The sequence below is a fragment of the Lentzea aerocolonigenes genome, from assembly GCF_000955955.1.
GTDB lineage: Bacteria > Actinomycetota > Actinomycetes > Mycobacteriales > Pseudonocardiaceae > Lentzea > Lentzea aerocolonigenes_A.
The window spans coordinates 20,154-40,584 of sequence record NZ_JYJG01000231.1 but is presented as its reverse complement, the minus strand read 5'-3'; the positions used below and the strand labels follow the sequence as shown (position 1 = coordinate 40,584).

General features: G+C 68.2%; 19 protein-coding genes. 11 read left to right on the top strand and 8 right to left on the bottom strand.

Going from position 1 to position 20,431, the window contains the following annotated elements; genetic code table 11:
* Positions 1 to 122 precede the first annotated feature (122 nt).
* Together UK23_RS51940 and UK23_RS28055 are read right to left on the bottom strand one after the other, a co-directional pair.
* On the bottom strand, positions 123 to 299 hold the full coding sequence (locus UK23_RS51940; RefSeq protein ID WP_156213440.1) for a hypothetical protein: 177 nt from the start codon (positions 297 to 299) through the stop codon (positions 123 to 125).
* 153 nt (positions 300 to 452) lie between these two features.
* Positions 453 to 830 (bottom strand): PH domain-containing protein, encoded by a 378-nt coding sequence (locus UK23_RS28055; RefSeq protein WP_045314655.1) that lies wholly within the window; start codon positions 828 to 830, stop codon positions 453 to 455.
* Between the two features lie 123 nt (positions 831 to 953).
* On the opposite strand from UK23_RS28055, the gene UK23_RS28050 reads away from it, so the two are divergent.
* Positions 954 to 1,451, top strand: coding sequence for an SgcJ/EcaC family oxidoreductase (locus tag UK23_RS28050; RefSeq protein WP_231114708.1), 498 nt, complete (start codon positions 954 to 956; stop codon positions 1,449 to 1,451).
* On the opposite strand, the gene UK23_RS28045 is transcribed toward UK23_RS28050, so the two are convergent.
* Genes UK23_RS28045 through UK23_RS28035 form a run of 3 tightly spaced genes read right to left on the bottom strand, consistent with a single transcriptional unit; the run spans position 1,432 to position 3,890 of the window.
* Complete coding sequence (locus tag UK23_RS28045; protein ID WP_045314653.1) at positions 1,432 to 2,676, bottom strand: sensor histidine kinase; 1,245 nt, start codon at positions 2,674 to 2,676, stop codon at positions 1,432 to 1,434. The two genes, UK23_RS28050 and UK23_RS28045, sit on opposite strands and share 20 nt — an antisense overlap.
* Complete coding sequence (locus UK23_RS28040; protein WP_045314652.1) at positions 2,673 to 3,329, bottom strand: response regulator transcription factor; 657 nt, start codon at positions 3,327 to 3,329, stop codon at positions 2,673 to 2,675. Before UK23_RS28040 ends, UK23_RS28045 begins: the two co-directional genes overlap by 4 nt.
* A 9-nt stretch (positions 3,330 to 3,338) precedes the next feature.
* Positions 3,339 to 3,890 (bottom strand): DUF6886 family protein, encoded by a 552-nt coding sequence (locus UK23_RS28035; protein ID WP_045314651.1) that lies wholly within the window; start codon positions 3,888 to 3,890, stop codon positions 3,339 to 3,341.
* An 18-nt stretch (positions 3,891 to 3,908) separates the two neighbouring features.
* Between UK23_RS28035 and UK23_RS28030 the strand changes: the two genes are divergently transcribed.
* Positions 3,909 to 4,940, top strand: a complete 1,032-nt coding sequence (locus tag UK23_RS28030) for a hypothetical protein (RefSeq protein WP_156213438.1) — start codon at positions 3,909 to 3,911, stop codon at positions 4,938 to 4,940.
* Positions 4,941 to 4,990: 50 nt separating this feature from the next.
* On the opposite strand, the gene UK23_RS49005 is transcribed toward UK23_RS28030, so the two are convergent.
* Positions 4,991 to 5,434 (bottom strand): MarR family winged helix-turn-helix transcriptional regulator, encoded by a 444-nt coding sequence (locus UK23_RS49005; RefSeq protein ID WP_052685123.1) that lies wholly within the window; start codon positions 5,432 to 5,434, stop codon positions 4,991 to 4,993.
* Between the two features lie 69 nt (positions 5,435 to 5,503).
* Between UK23_RS49005 and UK23_RS28020 the strand changes: the two genes are divergently transcribed.
* From UK23_RS28020 to ileS, 9 genes are all read left to right on the top strand, one after another.
* Entirely contained in the window at positions 5,504 to 6,625 is a 1,122-nt protein-coding gene (locus UK23_RS28020) for a cytochrome P450 (protein ID WP_045314649.1), read from the top strand.
* Between the two features lie 391 nt (positions 6,626 to 7,016).
* Positions 7,017 to 7,994 (top strand): ABC transporter permease, encoded by a 978-nt coding sequence (locus UK23_RS28015; protein WP_045314648.1) that lies wholly within the window; start codon positions 7,017 to 7,019, stop codon positions 7,992 to 7,994.
* Positions 7,995 to 8,010: 16 nt separating this feature from the next.
* Positions 8,011 to 8,988 carry an ABC transporter permease gene (locus UK23_RS28010; RefSeq protein WP_196777919.1) on the top strand — a complete coding sequence of 326 codons (978 nt, stop codon included), beginning with the start codon at positions 8,011 to 8,013 and terminating at the stop codon, positions 8,986 to 8,988.
* A complete protein-coding gene (locus tag UK23_RS28005; protein WP_045314647.1) occupies positions 8,988 to 11,117 on the top strand; it encodes an ABC transporter ATP-binding protein in 2,130 nt (709 codons plus the stop codon). The genes UK23_RS28010 and UK23_RS28005 overlap by 1 nt, the downstream gene beginning before the upstream one ends.
* An 86-nt stretch (positions 11,118 to 11,203) precedes the next feature.
* Positions 11,204 to 12,892: an ABC transporter family substrate-binding protein gene (locus UK23_RS28000; protein WP_045314646.1), complete on the top strand. Its 1,689-nt coding sequence runs from the start codon at positions 11,204 to 11,206 to the stop codon at positions 12,890 to 12,892.
* Between the two features lie 175 nt (positions 12,893 to 13,067).
* Entirely contained in the window at positions 13,068 to 13,427 is a 360-nt protein-coding gene (locus UK23_RS27995) for a hypothetical protein (protein WP_156213437.1), read from the top strand.
* Positions 13,428 to 13,507: 80 nt separating this feature from the next.
* Positions 13,508 to 14,395 carry a hypothetical protein gene (locus UK23_RS27990; protein ID WP_045314644.1) on the top strand — a complete coding sequence of 296 codons (888 nt, stop codon included), beginning with the start codon at positions 13,508 to 13,510 and terminating at the stop codon, positions 14,393 to 14,395.
* A complete protein-coding gene (locus UK23_RS27985; protein ID WP_045314643.1) occupies positions 14,392 to 15,165 on the top strand; it encodes a hypothetical protein in 774 nt (257 codons plus the stop codon). Before UK23_RS27990 ends, UK23_RS27985 begins: the two co-directional genes overlap by 4 nt.
* Before the next feature lie 250 nt (positions 15,166 to 15,415).
* A complete protein-coding gene (gene ileS / locus UK23_RS27980; RefSeq protein ID WP_045314642.1) occupies positions 15,416 to 18,559 on the top strand; it encodes an isoleucine--tRNA ligase in 3,144 nt (1,047 codons plus the stop codon).
* Here ileS and UK23_RS27975 read toward each other — a convergent pair whose 3' ends face one another.
* Entirely contained in the window at positions 18,560 to 19,468 is a 909-nt protein-coding gene (locus tag UK23_RS27975) for a DNA polymerase domain-containing protein (RefSeq protein ID WP_045314641.1), read from the bottom strand.
* A complete protein-coding gene (gene ligD, locus UK23_RS27970) occupies positions 19,458 to 20,402 on the bottom strand; it encodes a non-homologous end-joining DNA ligase (protein ID WP_045314640.1) in 945 nt (314 codons plus the stop codon). The genes UK23_RS27975 and ligD overlap by 11 nt, the downstream gene beginning before the upstream one ends.
* Between the last annotated feature and the right edge of the window lie 29 nt (positions 20,403 to 20,431).

Genomic DNA, 20,431 nt, shown 5'->3' with positions numbered 1-20,431 from the left:
ATCTTCCTGTTCCACGTGTTCCTGGAGCCGTCCGGCATCGTGACCGCGCTGGTCGTGGTCGCCGCCGAGCTCGGGCTGGCGTGGGCGTACCGCGACAAGTTCCGCGGCGTGCTGCAGTACCGCTAGATCTCGCAGGCGAAATCCCCTGCCGGCCACGTGCCGGCGGGGGATTTTTCTTTGCGCAGCCACCATTTTCGTGCTTCGGACGTCGAAACGGGACGGTCTGGTTCGACGTAGTGGTAGAGGCCGAATCGTTGGAAGGGAACGGAAATGTCCACCACCCGCTGCGCCACCGTCATCACGCGAGTGCTGGTCCGCAGCCGGTTCGCGCCCGCCGTCCTGGCCGCCCTGAACCTCCTGCTGGACACCAGCCACCTCGTCACCGCGCTGCTCGTGGCGCTGTGCGAGGTCGCCGTCGCGATCGGCTCGCAGCCCCGGCCGGACGGCCCCGGCTACCGCGCCACGAAGGCTGCCAGCAGCGCCTGCACCTCGTACACGTCGACGCCCTTGCCGAACTGCTTGGAGATCGGCACGTCGTGCGACGAGACCCAGATCTTGAGCTCCGCGTCCAGGTCGAAGTGACCAGCCGTCTCGACCGAGAACTGCGTGATCGCCTTGTACGGCACCGAGTGGTACTCGACCTTCTTGCCCGTCATGCCCTGCTTGTCGACCAGGATCAGCCGCCGGTCGGTGAACAGGAACGAGTCGCGCACCAGCTGGTACGCCGCGTGCAGCTGTTCCCCCTGCGCCAGCAGCCGCCCGAACTCCTTCGCAGCCGCGCGAGGGTCGAGCTTCGACGCGTTCCCCATCATCCCGCTGAGAAGTCCCATACGTCCACGTTTACCAGGCTTTCCGAAAGCTTGTACCTGAGCAGGCGTTCTCTTGTCCTGACGCTTCCGTGCGTTACCCGAAAGTGGTTGTCAACAGCCACTCGATCGGGGATGAGGATGACGATGCGCAAGCAGCTTGTTGGGGTTACCGCACTGGCCGCGACTGCTCTGCTGGTGACCGGATGTGCCAGCAACGCCGCCGAGGCCCCAAAATCGGGCACGGTGGCGGACGCGAAGCCGACGACGGAGCAGATCAAGGCGTTGTTCGCGGACTGGAACGCGGCCCTCGCGACGGGTGACGCCCAGAAGGTGGCCGATCACTACGCTCCGAACGCGGTCCTGCTGCCCACGGTGTCGAACCAGGTGCGGTCCACGCGGGCCGAGATCGTCGACTACTTCGAGCACTTCCTGCAGAACAAGCCGAGCGGCACCATCCTCGACTCGCACGTCGCCGTGCTCAACGCCGACGACGCGATCGACGCCGGCACGTACCGGTTCGCGCTCACCAAGGACGGCAAGCCGACCACTGTGGACGCCCGCTACACGTTCGTCTACGAGAAGATCGACGGCAAGTGGCTCATCGTGAACCACCACTCGTCGGCTATGCCGGAGACAGTCTGATCCGCACGCACAACCCGCCGCTCGAAGCGGCTTCCAGGCGCACCGACCCGCCGTCGTCGGTGACGAGCTGCTTCACGATCGCGAGGCCGAGTCCGGACCCGCCCTTGCCGGTCAGCCCCTGACCGCGCCAGAACCGGTCGAACGCCCGCGCCCGGTCCGCGTCCGCGAGGCCGGGCCCGGAGTCGATGATCTCCAGCAGGCCGGGCCGGGTCGTGCGGACGAGGATCGTGCCGCCGTCCGGGGACACCTCCAGCGCGTTGGACAGCACGTTGTCCAGCACCTGCTCGAGGTGCCCCGGCGTGGCGAGCACGCGGATGTCGAACCCCTCGGACACGAGCGAGATCGAGCGTTCGTCGGCGGCCGCGCGCCACGCGGTGAAGCGTTCGGAGACGATGTCCAGCACCTGCACGGGTTCCGGGTGGGCGACGTTGGCCTCGGCCCTGGCCAGCGCCAGCAAACCGTTGACCAGCCGGGACATTCGCACGACCTCGGCGGTCGCCATCTCGACGTCCTCACGGACGTGCGGGTCGTCGACGCCGTCCGCCACGTTGTCCAGCGACAGCCTCAGCGCGGTGAGCGGTGTCCTGAGCTGGTGCGAGGCGTCGCCGATGAACGCCCGCTGCGACCCGACCAGCGTGCCGATCGTCTCGGTGGCGGTGTTGAGAGTCCGCGCCAGCGTGCGGATCTCGGGCGGGCCGGTTTCCTCGGTTCGCGCGGACAGGTCGCCGTCCCGGAGCTTTGTCGCCATCCCGGTCAGCTCGCGCAGCGGTCGCGTGACCCGCCTTGCCAGCCACAGCCCCAGGAACGCCGCCACGATCAGCACGCTGACAGCGAGCAACGCCCGGAAACCCCAGATCTGCCACAGCCTCTGCGTGATCGGATCGTCCGGATAGGACAGCCGGATCGCGCCCACGACCTCCCCGTCCGGCTTTGTGGCCTGCACGGTGAGCTTCAGCCCCTCGGAGTCCCACTCCTTGTGCTCGGGTTCCGGGCCGAGCACGTCGATCTGGCCGGGCGTCTGCCGTTCGTAGGCGTCGACCAGGGCGCTCAACGACCGCGTGTCGCCAGAGGCCAGCAGCAGCGCGGCGGTCTCGGCCTCCCTGCGCGCGGTGTTCTCCGCGTCCTCGTACAGCTGGTTGTTCAGGGTGAACGCGACCGGCACGGTGAACGCCGCGATCGCCACCGCGACCAGCAGCACGTAGCTCCAGACGAGTTGGCGGATCACGCGAGCACCAACCGGAATCCCACGCCGCGCACGGTCTCCAGCGACGCCGCGTCACCGAGCTTGCGGCGCAGCACCCCCACGTGCACGTCGAGCGTCTTGGTGGGCCCGAACCAGTTCTCGTCCCACACCGCCTCCATGATCTGCTCGCGGGTGAACACCGCGCCCGGCTCCTCGGCGAGGAACACCAGCAGGTCGAACTCCTTCGGCGTCAGCTCCAGCGCGGCGCCGTCGAGGTGCACCCGCCTGCCGCGCCGGTCGATCCGCAGCCGCCCGTGCTCCTGCTGGGTTTCTTTCGCCGGCGGCTGCACGCGCCTGAGCACTGCTCGCATTCGCGCCACGACCTCCCGCACCCCGAACGGTTTGGTCACGTAGTCGTCGGCGCCGATCTCCAGCCCGACCACCCGGTCGACCTCGTCGGATCGCGCGCTGATCACGATGATCGGCACGTCACCGCGCGCCCGCAGCTCGCGGCACACGTCCAGGCCGTCCATGTCCGGCAGCCCGAGGTCGACCAGCACGATGGCCGCCTCGCCGGTGTCGGCCAGCGCCTCGGCCCCGGTCTTGACCCACCGCACCTCGAAGCCGTAGCGGGACAGCCCGCGCGTGAGCGATTCCGCGATCGGCTCGTCGTCCTCCACCAGCAGCACCCGCATGGGCGCTGATCATTCCACTGGTCGTGCCAGCGCGTTCCTCAACCTGATCCCGCTCCACCCGAGCGAGCTGGAACGGACCGCGTCCCAGAACGGCCAGAGGTTCGGCAGCACCCGCAACCCGATGCCTGCCTGTTCGTGCAGCTCGAACAGATCACCGACCCGTTCCGCGGGGCCGAGCGGCAGCACCGGCTCAGTGGCGACCACCGCGTGCCCCCGGCCGTCGCCTTCCTCGCCGAACGGGCGGAACACGTCCTCGGGCAACCGGTAGGCGTACAGCTCCACGGTCCGCATCCGCTCCAGCCAGCTGTACTCGATCGCGTGCACCCGCTCGCCGCACCCAGGTCCGATGATCCGTTTCTGGTCCTCGGCAGCAGAGCTCTCGGTCGTCCACGCCATCGCGCGCGGGCACTGCCTCGGAAACCAGTAGTCGGGGCAACGGTCGAAGCCGACCGCCCACACGTACTCGCCCGGCTGCTGCGCGGTGGCCGCCAGGTGCGGCACGAACCGCGTGATCGACGGGTCTTCGGAAAAATGCAGTACCTGACCGGGTTCGGGCCGCATGTGGTCATACTGGCCCGCATGCGGAGGCTGACGCTCGCGGTTCTGCTCGTCCTCACCGGCTGCTCGTCGTCCACCGACGACGGTGCGACCGGGTTCACCGCCATCGACCTCACAGCCACCCCGGAAGCCCTGGCCGCGCACGGAGACATGCTCGTCATCGGCACCCGCCCCAGCGACCACCCGGAACTGGTCACCCGCAGCAAGGACGGCGCGCTCGGCAACGCGCGGCTCACCCCGGCCACCCCGTACGGCAAGGAAGCCCACTGGTACGGGATCACCTCCGACGGCGTCACGATCACCGGCGTCGGAGGCGAACGCGGCGGCGCGCACGGCAACGTCCGGTGGAGCGCCTGGACCGGCGACACCCGTCAGATCGTGGAGAAGCCGCAGGCGTTCAGCACGTTCGGCGGCTATGGCGCGGGCGAGCTGATCGGCCCGGCCCGCACGCCTCAAGGCCCGCTGATCATCGGCACCTGGCAGAGCGACAAGGCGGGTCTCGACATCGCGATGTGGACCTACGCGGCCGACACGTGGAGCCGCCAGCCGTCAGCGGGCACCGTCCTGGAGAGCTCGCAGGACCTGCTGCGCTTCCCGCTCGCCGTGACGCAGAACGGCGACGGCGTCCTCGTCGCCGGCTGGCAGACCGGCAAGGGCCAGGTCAGCGCCGCGGTCTGGCAGTTCGACGGCAGGACCTGGACCACCGCGGCGCTCCCGGACGGCGACGCCGCGCTGGCCGCCCGCTGCTGGGACGGCACCTGCCACGTCGTGGGCCGCAGCAAGGGCAAGCTCGCCTGGTGGACCGGCACCGGCGCGGACTGGAAGAAGCTGACCACTCCGGACATCCCGGTCGGCGACGACCAGGTCCTCGCCGCCCCGGTCCCGGTCAACGGCACCCCGACGCTGTTCATCGACCACGACGGCGTCAAGCTCGTGTCCGAAAAGGACGAACGCCCCGCGAACGGCCCGACCGGCGCGGTCACCGCGGCCGAACGGGCAGGCGACCAGGTCTTCCTGATCGCGGGCGCCCACCTCTGGCGCCTAGGTGGATGAAGGGATCCTTCATCCACCTCAGGTCGATGAAGGATCCCTTCATCAAGCACTCAGCGGGCCAGTAGGGCGCGCAGGGTTTCCAGGCCGTCCAGCACGGCCTTCCGCTCGACGGGGGAGGCCTCGGCGAGCGCGCACGTCAGCCGGGCGTACGGACCTTGCGAGATCTCTCGCGTGTAGTTCTGCACCGGTTCGGTCACCCGCACCCGCGTGTAGCGGCGGTCGGACGCGTCGACCTCCCGGGAGACGAGCCCGCGCGCCTGCAGCCGATCCACGATCCCGGACGTGGTGGAGTGCGACAGGCTCAGCCGCCGCGCCAGTTCCGTCACCGTCGCCGACCCCTCGACCACCAGCGAGCGGATCAGGCCGATCTGCGGGGCGGTCAACCCGCTGCGGGCCTGGTCGCTCGCCGGTTCCATCGACGTCGTCAGCAGCTCCTGTCGCAGAGCGCGCAAATGCGCCATCACGGTTTCGGCGTCGTGGAAGGCATCGACCATGGCGCGAAGTCTAGGCGGGAAGGTACGTTGAGCACGACGCGTCGTATGCGACGGATCTAGGGGGACAGGATGACGATCAAGCGAGTGCCCACACCCGCGGGCGACCAGGCCTGGCTGGTGACCGGCTACGACCAGATCAGAACGCTGCTCGCGGACCGCAGGCTCGGCCGCAGCCACGTCGACCCGGACAACGCGCCGAGGTTCATCGACTCGGCCGTGCTCGGCCGGCCGCGCCAGGGCACCGAACAGGAGGAGAACGAGCGCCACACGTGGATGCGCAGGATGCTCGCGCCGTCGTTCTCCGCCAGGAACATGGAGAAGCTGCGTCCACGCGTGCGGCAGATCGCCGACGGCCTGCTCGACGAGCTCACCGGCCAGCCCCAGCCCGCCGACTTCCACGAGGCCGTGTCGTTCAAGCTGCCCGTACTCGTGATCTGCGAACTGCTCGGCGTCCCGTACGAGGACCGCGAAACGTTCCGCCGCTGGTCAGAGGCAATGAGCACGCTCAACGACCCGGAAAAGTCACAGCAGGGTTTCGCGAACCTGGGGACCTACATGGGCGAACTCGTCGAACGGAAGAAGAAGGAACCGGGCGACGATGTCATCACCAGGCTCATCGAAGGTGCCGGGCCCGGACAGGAAGAAGTGATCGCGCAGCTCAGCGCGGGTTTGCTGTTCGCGGGACATGAGACAACAGTCGCGGTAATCGACCGGGGCGTGATGTTGCTGAGCATCAACCCCGACCAATGGGACGCGATCCGCGAAAACCCCCGAACGATCCCGGACGCCGTGGAGGAGATCCTCCGGCACAGGTCGCCGATCTCGACACGGTCCGACGACATCGGCATGCCCCGGTACGCGATGGCCGACATCGACATCGACGGCGTGCACATCCAGTCCGGCGATCTCGTGCTGCTCGGCATCGAGCAGGCCAACCGCGACGAGACCCGCTTCCCAGAGCCGGCCCTGTTCGTACCGCGGGACTCCAACCCGCACCTGACGTTCGGTCACGGCCCGAGGTTCTGCATCGGCGCGCCCCTCGCCAGGGTCGAGCTGACGGAGGTCTTCACCGCCCTCGTGACGCGGTTCGCGACGTTCGGCCTAGCGGTCGGCGTGGCGCAGCTCACCCCTCGGGCGGAGCAGCTGGTGGGCGGGGTGGCCCATCTCCCGGTGCGCTGGACGGCCCTCTGACCTGGTCCGCATCGATGCAGTAACCGTGCACGCTCAAAGCGCTCCACAGCGTGATGCCCGACTTTTGATCACATTGCGCTGCTTGTCCCACATCTTCCGGTCATTGCATTCACCCGGATGCGTCATGGCTTGACAGAACTTCACGGTGAATACAGCGATCTGGACGCACAATGGTCACGCTTGGACACACAATTGCCGAGAGTCAACTGTTGATGTGGCTGTTCGGCCGTCCATTCCGCCACGCATGGGTTACTATGGCCCGGTCAGTGGGCCCTCGCCTAATGGTGGGGGTGGGCGGCGGTCCGCCAGATCGGCGGTTAATCTCTTGCAACTCGTCCACTGCAATCCAGTGCGCCGACGTCGCAACCACCGGGGAGAGGACTGAACACGGGTGGCCGGATTTCTGTTGCGGCGGTTGGTCAACTACGTGGTGCTCGCCCTTGTGGCGACGTTCCTCGCGTTCACGTTGGCCTCCGCCACCTTTGACCCGATCGGGGTGTTGCAGCAACGCAACCCACCGCCACCGGCCGCCTCGATCGAGGCGAAGAAACGAGACCTGCACCTCGACCAGCCGATCCCGCAGCGGTTCGTGACCTGGATGAGCGGTGTGGTGAAGGGTGACTTCGGTCAGACGATCGTCGACCGCCCGATCACCGAGGAGTTGGGCCGGCGCATCGGTGTGAGCCTGCGGCTGTTCCTGCTCGGCATCACGCTCGGCATCCTGTTCGGCGTCCTGCTCGGCGTGGTGAGCGCGATCAGGCAGTACAAGTTCAGCGACTACTTCGCGACCCTGTTCTCCTTCATATTGCTGTCGACGCCGGTCTTCGTGCTGGGCACGTTGCTCAAGATGGGCGCGCAGGGCCTCAACGACTCGATCGGCTCGAACGTGCTGATCTTCGTCGGCGAGGAGACACCGAACTTCCAGGGCAACTGGTTCGAGCACCTCGGCGACCGCCTGCAGCACCTGATCGTGCCGACGCTCGCGATCGCGCTCGGCCAGATCGCCTACTACAGCCGCTACCAGCGCTCGTCGATGCTCGACGTGCTGGGCAGCGACTTCCTGCGCACCGCGCAGGCGAAGGGGTTGACCCGCCGCAAGGCGCTGATGAAGCACGGCCTGCGCACCGCGCTGATCCCGATGGCGACGCTGTTCGCGTTCGGCTTCGGCCTGCTGGTGGTCGGCGGCACCTTCACCGAGCGGATCTTCGGCTGGTTCGGCATGGGTGACTGGCTGGTCACCGGCATCTCGGCCCAGGACACCAACATCACGGCCACGGTGACGCTGTTCGTCGCGGTGTGCGTGCTGTTCTCCGGCTGGCTCGCCGACGTGCTGTACGCCGCGCTCGACCCCCGAATCCGTGTGAACTAGGCAAGGTGACGACGACGTGACCGTGATCCTCAACGAGGGCGACTCCGCGGGAACCGCCGGCGCCGCCTCTGGCAGCCCCGTCGACGCCGCGCCCGAACCGGGCAAGGCGATGACGCGTGGCCGGTTGGTGTTCATCCGCTTCATGCGCAACAAGCTCGCGCTGGTGGGCCTCGGCATCATCGTGCTGATGTACCTGCTGGCGTTCCTCGGCCCGCTGCTCACGCACTGGACCTACGAGGACCGCGACTACACCGCGTTCCTCGAACCGCCCTACGCCGACCACATCTTCGGCACCGACAAGATCGGCACGGACATGTTCGCGCTCACCATGCGCGGACTGCAGAAGTCGCTGCTGATCGGTCTGCTGGTGGCGCTGATCTCGACCACCGTGGCCGCGATCGTCGGTGCGACCGCCGGTTACTTCCTCGGTGTCGCCGACAAGGCGCTCATGTGGGTGGTCGACCTGCTGCTCGTGTTGCCGTCCTTCCTGATCATCGCCATCCTCAGCCCGTGGTTCCGGGGCAAGTCGTGGTGGCTGCTGGTGCTGATGCTGGCGGCCTTCCAGTGGATGATCACCGCGCGCATCGTGCGCGGTATGACGCTGACGCTGAAAGAACGAGAGTTCGTGAAGGCGGCCAAGTTCATGGGCCAGCCGGCGCGGACGATCATCGCCAAGCACATCGTGCCGAACATGGCGTCGCTGCTGATCATCGACGCCACCATCAACGTCGGTTCCGCGGTGCTCGCCGAGACGGGCCTGAGCTACTTCGGTTTCGGCGTGCAGTCGCCCGACGTCTCGCTCGGCACGCTGATCGGTGGCAACGCCGAGTCCGCGACGACCTTCCCCTGGCTGTTCCTGTTCCCGGCGGGCTTCCTCGTCGTGTTCGTGCTGGCGGTGAACTGGGTCGGCGACGGCCTGCGTGACGCGCTCGACCCCACCTCCACGCGTGTGCGCAAGCGGGAGAAGAAGGACACCAAGGAGAAGGCCGCCTGATGACCAGTTCGGAGATCCTGTTCGACTCGCCGGCGGACCCGGTCGTCGAAGGACCGGTTCTGCAGGTCGAAGACCTCCACGTGTCGTTCCCCAGCGAGGCGGGCCGCGTGCAGGCCGTGCGCGGCCTGAGCTACCAGGTCTCGCCCGGTGAGGTCCTCGGCATCGTCGGCGAGTCCGGCTCGGGCAAGTCCGTGTCGTCGCTCGCGGTCATGGGCCTGCTGCCGGACTCGGCGCGCATCACCGGTTCCATCAGGTTCCAGGGCCGTGAGCTCATCGGCCGCTCGGACACGGAGCTGTCGAAGATCCGCGGCCGGCGGATCTCGATGGTGTTCCAGGACCCGCTGTCGGCGTTGACGCCCGTCTACACCGTCGGCGACCAGATCGCCGAGGCGATCCTGGTGCACCGCGGTGGCGCGGTGTCCAAGGCGGCCGCGAACAAGCGTGCGGTCGAGCTGCTCGACCTCGTGGGCATCCCGAACGCCGCGGAGCGCGTGAAGGCGTTCCCGCACGAGTTCTCCGGCGGCATGCGGCAGCGCGCGGTGATCGCCATGGCGATCGCCAACGACCCGGACCTGATCATCGCCGACGAGCCGACCACCGCGCTCGACGTGACGGTGCAGGCCCAGGTGCTGCAGCTGCTCGAGACCGCGCAGGAGGTCACCGGCGCGGGCATCGTGATCATCACCCACGACCTCGGCGTCGTCGCCGGGTTCGCGGACCGGCTGATGGTCATGTACGCGGGCAAGGCCGTCGAGACCGGCAAGGTCGACGAGATCTACCAGCAGCCGCGCATGCCGTACACGCTCGGCCTGCTCGGCTCGATCCCGCGCCTCGACGTCAGCGAGAAGCAGGCGCTCGTGCCGATCACCGGCCAGCCGCCGTCGCTCACGGATCTTCCCCCGGGATGTCCGTTCGCGCCGCGCTGCCCGATGGTCGTCGACGCCTGTCACACCGCGGAACCGCCGCTGATCGAGGTGGACGGTTCGGCCGAGCACCACGCGGCGTGCATCAGGACCGGCGAGATCGCCGCGACCGACGCCGAGGGTGCCGAGGCGGCCGTCGAGATCTTCGGCGCCGAGGTCGCCGAGGACGCCGAGATCGCCAGGGTGCCGCGCGAGCAGCGCGAGACCGTGCTGGAGCTCGACAACCTCGTCAAGGAGTACGCGGTCAACAAGGGCGTGGTGTTCAAGCGCCGCGTCGGCACCGTGCACGCCGTGGCGGGCATCTCGTTCGACGTCCGCGAGGGCGAGACCCTCGGCCTCGTCGGCGAGTCGGGCTGTGGCAAGACCACCACGCTGATGGAGATCCTCGGTCTCGAGAAGCCCATGAGCGGCGAGATCTCCGTGCTCGGCACGAACGTGTCCTCGCTGAACTCCAAGCGCCGCTTCGAGATCCGCCGGGACATGTCGGTCGTGTTCCAGGACCCGATGGCGTCGCTGGACCCGCGCCTGACGATCAACGACGTGATCGCCGAGCCGATGCAGGTGCACGGCTACAGCAAGGACGAGATCAACCGGCGGGTGCCGGAGCTGATCCGTCTCGTCGGTCTGCGTCCCGAGCAGCTGTCGCGTTATCCCGGCGAGTTCTCCGGCGGTCAGCGGCAGCGCATCGGCATCGCGCGAGCCCTTGCCCTGGAACCGAAGCTCGTCGTGCTCGACGAGCCGGTGTCCGCTTTGGACGTCTCCATCCAGGCAGGTGTCATCAACCTGCTGGAGGAGCTGAAGTCCAAGCTCGGCCTGGCCTACCTGTTCGTGGCCCACGACCTGTCCGTCGTGCGGCACATCGCGGACCGGGTGGCCGTCATGTACCTCGGGAAGATCATCGAGATCGGCGAGGTGGACTCGGTCTTCGAGGCACCGCGCCACCCGTACACGCAGGCACTGCTGTCGGCGATCCCGATTCCCGACCCCGTCAAGGAACGCCAGCGGGAGAGGATCATCCTCACCGGCGACCTGCCGAGCCCGGCGAACCCGCCGTCCGGCTGCCGTTTCCGCACGCGGTGCTTCCTGCACGCGCAGCTGCCGCCCGAGAAGCAGCGCACGTGCATCGAGGTGGAACCGCTCCGCGAAGTCCAGGCCCCCGACCACGAGGCCGCCTGCCACTTCGCTCAGATCCGTCAGGTCCTCTGATGCATCCGTCGCCTCAGTCGATCTGCGAGCACGAAGGAACAGTGTCCCCGGCAACTGGTGTCCGGGCACGAGGGAGGTTCACGACAGTGAGTCGACGTACCAAGGTGGGAGTTACCGCGCTGGTCGCGGTCGCCCTCACGCTTACCGCGTGTGGTGGGCCCAGCAAGACCGACTCCGGGCTCAAGGGTTCGGAAGGTCAGGTCGGTCAGGCGGACATCAACCCGCAGGACGCGTCCAAGGTCAAGGACGGCGGCGAGTTCCGCTGGCCGGTCGACCAGCTGCCGGACAACTGGAACTACAACCAGCTCGACGGCACCAACGCCGACGGCCGCCGCATGATCGACACGATGATGCCGAACCTGTACAAGCAGCTGGCCGACTCGACGATCGAGATCAACAAGGACTACCTCGACGACGCGAAGGTCGCCTCCAGCGACCCGCAGGTCCTCGAGTTCAAGATCAACTCGAAGGCCAAGTGGTCCGACGGCACCGCGCTGTCGTGGGCCGACTTCGAGGCCATGTGGAAGTCGCTCAACGGCACCGACAAGGCCTACGAGGTCGCCGGCACCACCGGCTACGAGGACATCGAGAAGGTCGAGAAGGGCGCGACCGACCAGGACGTCAAGGTCACGTTCAAGAAGAAGTTCGCCGAGTGGAAGGGCCTGTTCTCGCCCCTCTACCCGAAGGCCATGTCCTCCTCCGCCGAGGAGTTCAACAAGGGCTGGGCGGACACCCCGAAGATCACCGCCGGTCCGTTCAAGATCGGTAACATCGACCGCACCGGCAAGCTCGTGACCGTCGTCCGCGACGACGCGTGGTGGGGCCCGAAGCCGAAGCTGGACAAGATCACCTTCCGTCAGGTCGACCGCCCCGCCGTCGCGGACGCGCTCGCCAACGGCCAGATCGACTGGTTCGACATCGGTTCCAGCATCGACAACTTCACGCGTGCCAAGTCGATGCAGGGCGTCACGATCCGTCAGGCGATCTCGCCGGACTACTCGCACATCACCTTCAACGGTGCGGACTCGTCGATCCTCAAGGACCCGAAGCTCCGCGTCGCGCTGATGCGCGGTATCGACACCAAGGTCATCACGCGGGCGCTGCTCGGCCAGATGCTCAAGGGCGACGCGCAGGTCACCGGTAACCACTTCTTCCTGCTCGGTACGAAGGAGTACAAGGACAACTCGTCCATCGCGTCGTTCGACAAGGAAGCCGCGAAGAAGCAGCTCGACGAGCTGGGCTGGAAGCTCGAGGGCGAGACCCGGAAGAAGGACGGCAAGGACCTCACCGTCCGCTACGTCATCCCGACGCCGAACCCCGTCTCCGACCAGATCGCGAAGCTCGTGCAGTCGCAGCTGAAGGAGGTCGGCGCCAAGGTCGACATCCAGGCCGTGCCGTCCACGGACTTCTTCAAGCAGTACGTCAACGTCGGCAACTTCGACATGACCGGCTTCCGCTGGCTGGCCTCGGCCACGCCGATCTCGGACGGCAAGGGCATCTACTACCTCGACCCGGCCAGCACCAACCAGAACTACGGTCGCATCGGCTCCGAAGAGGTCAACAAGCTGCTCGACCAGGCCAACGGCGAGCTCGACGACACCAAGCGTGCCGCTCTGGCCAACGAGGCCGACAAGAAGATCTGGGAGCTCGGCCACCAGCTGCCGATCTACCAGCTGCCCGGCGCGGTCGCGGTGAAGAGCAACGTGGCGAACTTCGGTGCCGTCGCGTACGCGAACCGCCCGTACGACTACATCACCATGGGCTTCACCTCCTGATGTAGTTCGCTGTACCGCTTGTGCCGCAACGGCCCGGCAGGCTTTCCGCCTGCCGGGCCGTTGTGTCGTGCAACTGTGGATCACCGCTCCCCGAACGTCGATATGGTCACCGTGTGCCACAGAACGGGCACTGATGGTTCAACTTCATTCGGGGGGTATTTTTCTCATGTTCAAGATGCGCACCGCAGTCGGCGCGGTCCTCGCGGCGGCGGCGATCGCCACCGTGTTCACGGCGTCGCCGGCGTCGGCGGCTCCGATTCCTGGCTGTGCCCCGTCCGGGGTCTGCATCGACATCGACTGGCGGGACGGCAACTTCTACCAGGTCACCGGGTACCACGACGTGGCGCTCAACCCCGAGATCTACGGGCACATCCACCTGACCGGGCCGGGCGGTCTCGACGTGAACAGCAACGACAAGGTGCGCCCGATCATCACCGGTAGCGGCGTCGGACCCGGTCGTGCGTGTGCCGAGCTGTGGAAGGCGCTCGGCGGCGGGCGGTACGACCTGGTCAACACGGCCTGCGTCGACATCTGAGACTGAGCTCCAGGGCCGTGTCCGCGCGGGGGCCCAGCGCGGGCACGGCCTTTCGGCTTCCCGGTTACGATGACGGCGCGATGACTTCCCAGACCTCCCAGCCGGTTCGCGCGCTCCGCCACGGATTCGCCGCGACCGCTCTCGTGCTCCTCGTCTGCCTCGTGGTGGCGCTGCTGTCGTGGCTGTCGTATTCGTCCGATCGGGACCTGTTGTCCTCCATGACCTCGCGCTCGCAGGGTGATGTCGTGTCCTATTCGGACGGTGCCGTCTCGGTGCGGTGGCCGTCCGGTTCGGCGCGTGTTGCCTACGAGAACGGCGAGCGGGTCGTGGGGAGGCAGACGCAGGTGGCGTTCGATCCCGCGGATCCGTCCGTGGCCGTGATTCCCGGTGCGGACCTGTTGCTGGAGACCGATCGCGCTCTGGGTGGCGTGACGTTCTCCGCCGCGGTGGCCCTGCTGGTGGTGCTGGCCGGTCTGGTGCGGCTGTTCCTGGCCGTGCGGTCGTCGCGTGCTGCCGCGGAAACGGTGTCGGTGCGGCGGATCCGGTTGCAGTCCGGGCTGATGGTGAGGTCGTGGCTGGAGATCGACGGGCCGGTCGAGCGGTGGCTGCCCGTCTACTACGACCCGGTGCTCGTGACGTTGCCGTCGCCGGTGGATGTCTCGTTGCGGGGCGGGCGTGTTGCTGTTGTCGACGGCGTGACGCTCTACCCGTCCGGGCGTGCGGTGGTGAGGCATCCGCGCGGTCGCCGGGTCGACAACCCGGCGCAGCCCGATCCCCAGACGCGGGCGCCGCGGGGGTTGGTGGCTCAGTTGCGGGCGGACGCGGTGTTCCTGGTGCCCGCGCCGATCGTGGGTCTGTTCTGGGCCTATGTGGACGGCAGCGGGTTCACGGGCTGGATCACCGCCACGGTGGTCGCCGCCGCTCTGGGACTGTGGTGGGGCGCCTTCCGGGGGTCCGACCCGTCGTGACCCGCGTGGTCGCGGGTCTCGCGTTCGCCGCGGTCGTCTTCGCCACCGTGACGCTGGACGACGGCGTGGTCCAGCCGCTCGTCAACGACCTGGTTCCCGCGACCGCGTTCCTGGCGTTCGCCCTGCCGTGGCTGCTGGCGGCCGGGCTGTTCGCCCTGGCCTGGTCCGATCGTGCCCAGTCCGATCGTGCCTGGCTGCCGGGCCTGGTGCTGGGGCTCATCGGCGGTGCGGCCGGGTTGCTGGCGGGCGCGAGCGGTCCGTTCCAGGTGGTGGCGCTCGTGCTGGCCGTGCTCGTGTTCGTCCGGACCTCGGCCGTCGCGGCGGTGCTGGGTGCCGGTGCGATGGCGGTGCTGCTGGTGGAGGCGCTGGCGTTGCTCGGGCAGGAACGCGACCTGGTGTGGGCGGTGGTCTTCTGGCTGGTCGTGGTGGTGCTCGTGGGGTGGGCGGGCTTCGAGCTGCGGGACAGCCGGCCCGACGCGATCGCGCCGGCGTTGTTGCTGGTCAGCGCCGCGTGGGCGATGGAACCTGGCTTCTACCCGTACAACCTGGCGTTCCTGCCGCTGCTGGTCGTCGTGCCGCTCGCCGAGATTCTCACGGCCGGTCCGGCGAGGCTCGCGGCACGGCTGACGATCGGGGCGGTGCTGCTCATGCGTGCCGCCGAGTACGCCTACGTGAGCTCGCTGGACTTCACCAGGGTCGCCCACGTGGTGCTCACGCTGGCGGCGGTCCTCGCGGCGGCCGGCTTCTCACGCTCCCGTAAATCACGTTGAGCGATCGTGCCGGTGCGTTAGGGTTCCTCGTCAAAGGCGCTGATCCGGCCATCACCGGGGAGCCTCCGGAAGAACAGGCCCCGGGGCCTCAGTAGAACCGGACGGGGCGGCCCGTCACAGCCGTGAACGAGAGGTGCCCGTGTCTCACGGGCACAAGCGGGGTGGTACCGCGGAGTCAGGTGGCTTCGTCCCCGCGTGGGCGGTTCGCCGTCCGTGCGCGAACGAAACCTGCCGGCAGAGAAAGCGGACGATGACAGAGACCTCGCCGTTCACCGCGGTGCCCCCGAAGATCGACCTGCCAGAGCTGGACCGGCGCGTGAGCGCCTGGTGGCGGGACAACGACATTTTCCAGCGCAGCCTCGACCGCACCGCGGACGGTCCCCGCTGGGTGTTCTACGAGGGGCCGCCGACGGCGAACGGATCGCCGGGCACCCACCACGTCGAGGCCCGCGTCTTCAAGGACGTGTTCCCCCGGTTCAAGACGATGAAGGGTTTCTCGGTGCCCCGCCGGGCCGGCTGGGACTGCCACGGGCTGCCCGTCGAGCTCGCCGTGGAGAAGCAGCTCGGCCTCAACGGCAAGCCGGACATCGAGAAGATCGGCGTCGCGGAGTTCAACGAGCGGTGCCGCGTCTCGGTCCAGCAGCACGTCGACGAGTTCGAGGCGCTGACCGAGCGGATGGGGTACTGGATCGACCTTGACCACCCGTACCGGACGATGTCGCCCGAGTACGTGGACAGCGTGTGGTGGGCGCTCAAGAAGATCTTCACCGACGGCCGGTTGTTCGAGGACCACCGCGTCGCGCCCTACTGCACGCGGTGCGGCACCACCTTGTCCGATCACGAGGTGGCTCAGGGGTACGAGACCGTCGCCGACCCGTCGGTGCACGTCCGGTTCCCGCTCGCCGAACCGGTCGCCGGCTACGAGGCGGACCTGCTGGTGTGGACGACCACGCCGTGGACCCTCGTGTCCAACACCGCGGTCGCCGTGCACCCGGACGTGGAGTACGTCGTCACCCGGACCGATCGTGGTGTGTTCGTCGTCGCCGAGCCGCTCGTCGAGGCGGTGCTCGGAGCGGACGCGGAGCGGCTCGCGACCGTGCGGGGCACCGAGTTGGCGGGTGCGCGCTACCGGCGCCCGTTCGACCTGGTCGACATCCCCGGCGCGCACTTCGTCGTGCTCGCGGACTACGTGACGACGTCCGACGGGACCGGGCTGGTGCATCAGGCGCCCGCGTTCGGCGCCGAGGACCTCGCGGTGTGCCGGGCGAACGACCTGCCCGTGGTGAACCCGGTCGCGGCGAACGGGCACTTCCTCGACGAGGTGCCGCTGGTCGGCGGGATCTTCTTCAAGGAAGCGGACCAGGTGCTCGTCGACGACCTGGAGAACCGCGGGCTGCTCTACCGCTTCGACCGCTATGAGCACCCGTATCCGCACTGCTGGCGCTGCCACACGCCGTTGATGTACTACGCGCAGCTTTCCTGGTACGTCCGCACCACCGTGGTGCGGGAGGCGCTGGCGCGGGAGAACGAGCGCACCAACTGGTACCCCGGCCACATCAAGCACGGCCGGTTCGGCGACTGGCTGGACAACAACGTGGACTGGGCGCTGTCCCGTTCCCGGTACTGGGGAACGCCGTTGCCGTTGTGGCGGTGCGAGAACAGCCACGTGACCGCCATCGGATCGCGGGCGGAGCTGGGTGATCTCGCGGGCGCGGATCTGTCCGAAGTGGACCCGCACCGGCCGTACATCGACGAGATCACGTTCTCCTGCCGCGAGTGCGGGGAGCGGGCGGTGCGGGTGCCCGAGGTGATCGACGCGTGGTTCGACTCCGGTGCGATGCCGTTCGCGCAGCTGGGATACCCGTATCTGCCCGGCAGTGTCGAGGAGTTCGAGCGCAACTACCCCGCGCAGTACATCGCCGAGGCCATCGACCAGACCCGAGGCTGGTTCTACACGCTGATGGCGGTCGGGACGCTGGTGTTCGACCGGTCGTCGTACGAGAACGTGGTGTGCCTCGGGCACATCATGGCCGAGGACGGCCGCAAGATGAGCAAGCACCTCGGCAACATCCTCGCGCCGATTCCGTTGATGGACGCGCACGGTGCCGACGCACTGCGCTGGTTCATGACGTGTTCCGGCTCGCCGTGGTCGGCGCGTCGCGTCGGTCCCGGCCCGCTCGACGACATCGCCCGCCGGATCCTGTTGACGTACTGGAACACGGTGTCGTTCTTCAGCTTGTACGCCAGCCACGCGCGGTGGGCGCCGGAGCTCGCCGATCCGGTGGCGCAGCGGCACGTGCTCGACCGGTGGGTGCTCTCGGAGACGCACCGGCTCGTCCGGGACGTGGACGCGGCGCTGGAGGACTACGACACGGCCGGTGCCGGCCGGTTGCTGTCGGACTACGTCGACGATCTCTCGAACTGGTACGTGCGCCGTTCCCGTCAGCGGTTCTGGAACGGCGACCAGAACGCGCTGGTGACGTTGTTCGAGTGCCTGGACGCGCTGACCCGCCTGCTCGCGCCGTTCGTCCCGTTCATCACCGAGGAGGTGTGGCGGTCGGTGATCCGGCCTGGTGACGCCGAGGCGCCCGAGTCGGTGCATCTCGCGACGTGGCCGCAGGCCGACGAGGCGCTGATCGACCCGGTGTTGTCCGAGCAGGTCGCGCTCGCCAGGACGGTGACCGAGGCGGGCCGTGCCGCGCGCAAGGGCAGTGCCGTGCGGGTGCGCCAGCCGCTCAGCCGGGCGCTGGTCGGCCTGCCCACCGGCAGCGAGCTGTCCGAGGAGCTGCTGAACGACATCGCCGCGGAGCTGAACATCAAGCGGCTGGAACCCATGGCCGCTGCCGACGAGGCCGTCGACGTCACCGTCAAGCCGAACTTCCGGGTGCTGGGCAAGCGGTTCGGCAAGCAGACCCAGCAGGCCGCGAGCGCCGTGCTCGCGGCCGACCCGCGGGAGCTCGTCGCGCAGCTGCGTGCGGGCGACGCGGCGACGGTGCTGCTCGACGGCGAACCGATCACCCTGGACGTCTCCGAGGTCATCGTCACGGAGGTGCCGCGCAGTGGCTGGGTGGTCGAGTCCCAGCGGGGCGTCTCCGTCGCGCTGAACACGGAGATCACCGACGAGCTGGCCGCCGAGGGCATCGCCCGCGACGTCGTGCGCGTGGTGCAGCAGGCGCGCCGTGACACCGGGCTCGAAGTCACGGATCGTGTCGTGCTCACGATCGCCGCACCGGACGAGGTGCTCGCCGCGCTCAAGGCGCACGAGACGTTCGTGGCGAACGAGACGCTGGCCGAGTCCCTGGTCACGACGCGGGACGAGATCGGTGACGGCATCGCGGGCACGGTCGGCTCCGGCGTCGGGATCGTCGTGCGGGTCGTCAAGGTGGCGCGCTGATCACCCTTCGCGCTCCTTCTTGCGCCGCTTGCCTTCGTGCATCGCGACGACCCGTGCCACCGGGATCTCGTGGCCTTCTGCGATCAGGTCGGACGGCAGCACCTGCGGCGCGGGCATCAGGTCGGTCCACGGATCGCCGTCGAACCTGGTCCGCACGGTGAAGTCGGACGGGGAGATGTCGGCCAGCGAGTCCCAGGGCACCGGGAACGAGATCGGCAGGCCCTCGCGCAGGCGCGGGCTGTAGGCGGCGACGACCGTGGCGCCCCACGCGCGGGTCGAGTCGAGGAAGACCTTGCCGCCGCGTTCGGCCCGGATGTAGGCGGTGGTGGCGATCTCGGGGCCGAGCTTCTCGGCCCTGGCCGCCACCGCCCGCGTCGCCGCGGCCACGTCGTCCGGATCGTGCTTGCCCAGCGGCACGAAGATGTGCACGCCCTTGGCGCCGCTGGTCTTGAGCGCGCCTTCCAGACCGGCGTTCGCCAGTGCCTCTTTGATCAGGAACGCCGACCGCACCACGACGCCGAAACCGGAGCCCTCAGGCGGGTCGATGTCGAGCACCATGTGGGTCTGGTGATCTCCCAGGAACAACGGCACGTGGTACTCGACCGCGCGCTGGTTCGCGAACCACATCAACGTCTGCTTGTCGTCGCACAACGCGTACTTGATCTGCCGATGCGACGTCTCCGCCCACATCTCCACGGTCTTCACGTAGTCCGGCGTGTACTTGGGGACGTTCTTCTGCATGAACGGGTCCTGGCCGCGCAGAATCCGCCACACCGACAGCGGACGACCTTTCAGCACCGGCACGAACCGGTCGGCGACGAAGTCCAGGTACTCCACCAGGTCGCCCTTGACCGTCCCGCCGAACAGCGGCTGGTCGAGGCTGGAGAACTTGATCTCGCTACTGCTCATCGGGAACCTCGAGTTCGTCCCGCGCGGCCCACTCCAGCAGCGGCTCGATCGACCACACCGCGTCGTCGATGCCGGCGTGCAGGTCGCCCAGTTCGGCGTAGCGCTTCGGCACGGTCGCGATGGTGAACTCGCGCGGGTCGACGTCCGGGACCTCGTCCCAGCGGATCGGCGTCGACACGGTGGCCTCGGGGAAACCGCGCACGGAATACGCACTCGCGATCGTCCGGTCGCGCGTGTTCTGGTTGTAGTCCACGAAAACGAGCGACGGGTCGCGGTCCTTGCGCCACCACGTCGTCTCGACGTCGTCGGGCGCCCGGCGTTCGACCTCGTGCGCGAACGCCAGTGCGGCCTTGCGGACGTCCTGGAAGCCGTGGTCGGGCTTGATCCGCACGTAGATGTGCAGGCCCTTGCTGCCGGACGTCTTCGGGAACCCGGTGGCGCCCAGTTCCGCCAGCACTTCCTGCACCACGAGCGCCACCCGCCGCACCCGGTCGAACGTGCAGGTCTCGCCGGGGTCGAGGTCGATGCGCCACTCGTCGGGCTTCTCCGTGTCGGCCGCGCGGGAGTTCCACGGGTGGAACTCCACAGTGGACATCTGCACGGCCCAGATCACGTCGGCGACGTGCGTGACGCAGAGTTCGTCCGCATGGCGGTTGTAGCGCGGAAAATGCACGCGGACGGTCCGCACCCACGGCGGTGCGCCGTGCGGAAGCCTTTTCTGGTGCACTTTCTCGCCGGTCACGCCCTCGGGGAAGCGGTGCAGCATGCACGGCCGTTCCCGCAGCGCCCGGACGATTCCGTCGCCGACGGACAGGTAGTAGTTCGCGAGATCCAGTTTCGTCTCGCCGCGCGCGGGAAAGTAGACGCGGTCGGGGTTGGAGATCCGCACGACGCGGTCGTCCACCTCGAGCTCCACAGCCGGAGACTTGCCCATGCCGTTCAACCTAACCGCTTCCAGGCGTT

What these genes read in the sequence shown, in the direction of transcription:
- UK23_RS51940 (WP_156213440.1), bottom strand. Translation starts at nt 299, where the DNA reads ATGACGGTGGCGCAGCGGGTGGTGGACATTTCCGTTCCCTTCCAACGA.
- UK23_RS28055 (WP_045314655.1), bottom strand. Translation starts at nt 830, where the DNA reads ATGGGACTTCTCAGCGGGATGATGGGGAACGCGTCGAAGCTCGACCCT.
- UK23_RS28050 (WP_231114708.1), top strand. Translation starts at nt 954, where the DNA reads ATGCGCAAGCAGCTTGTTGGGGTTACCGCACTGGCCGCGACTGCTCTG.
- UK23_RS28040 (WP_045314652.1), bottom strand. Translation starts at nt 3,329, where the DNA reads ATGCGGGTGCTGCTGGTGGAGGACGACGAGCCGATCGCGGAATCGCTC.
- UK23_RS28035 (WP_045314651.1), bottom strand. Translation starts at nt 3,890, where the DNA reads ATGCGGCCCGAACCCGGTCAGGTACTGCATTTTTCCGAAGACCCGTCG.
- UK23_RS28030 (WP_156213438.1), top strand. Translation starts at nt 3,909, where the DNA reads ATGCGGAGGCTGACGCTCGCGGTTCTGCTCGTCCTCACCGGCTGCTCG.
- UK23_RS49005 (WP_052685123.1), bottom strand. Translation starts at nt 5,434, where the DNA reads ATGGTCGATGCCTTCCACGACGCCGAAACCGTGATGGCGCATTTGCGC.
- UK23_RS28020 (WP_045314649.1), top strand. Translation starts at nt 5,504, where the DNA reads ATGACGATCAAGCGAGTGCCCACACCCGCGGGCGACCAGGCCTGGCTG.
- UK23_RS28005 (WP_045314647.1), top strand. Translation starts at nt 8,988, where the DNA reads ATGACCAGTTCGGAGATCCTGTTCGACTCGCCGGCGGACCCGGTCGTC.
- UK23_RS27995 (WP_156213437.1), top strand. Translation starts at nt 13,068, where the DNA reads ATGCGCACCGCAGTCGGCGCGGTCCTCGCGGCGGCGGCGATCGCCACC.
- UK23_RS27990 (WP_045314644.1), top strand. Translation starts at nt 13,508, where the DNA reads ATGACTTCCCAGACCTCCCAGCCGGTTCGCGCGCTCCGCCACGGATTC.
- ileS (WP_045314642.1), top strand. Translation starts at nt 15,416, where the DNA reads ATGACAGAGACCTCGCCGTTCACCGCGGTGCCCCCGAAGATCGACCTG.
- UK23_RS27975 (WP_045314641.1), bottom strand. Translation starts at nt 19,468, where the DNA reads ATGAGCAGTAGCGAGATCAAGTTCTCCAGCCTCGACCAGCCGCTGTTC.
- ligD (WP_045314640.1), bottom strand. Translation starts at nt 20,402, where the DNA reads ATGGGCAAGTCTCCGGCTGTGGAGCTCGAGGTGGACGACCGCGTCGTG.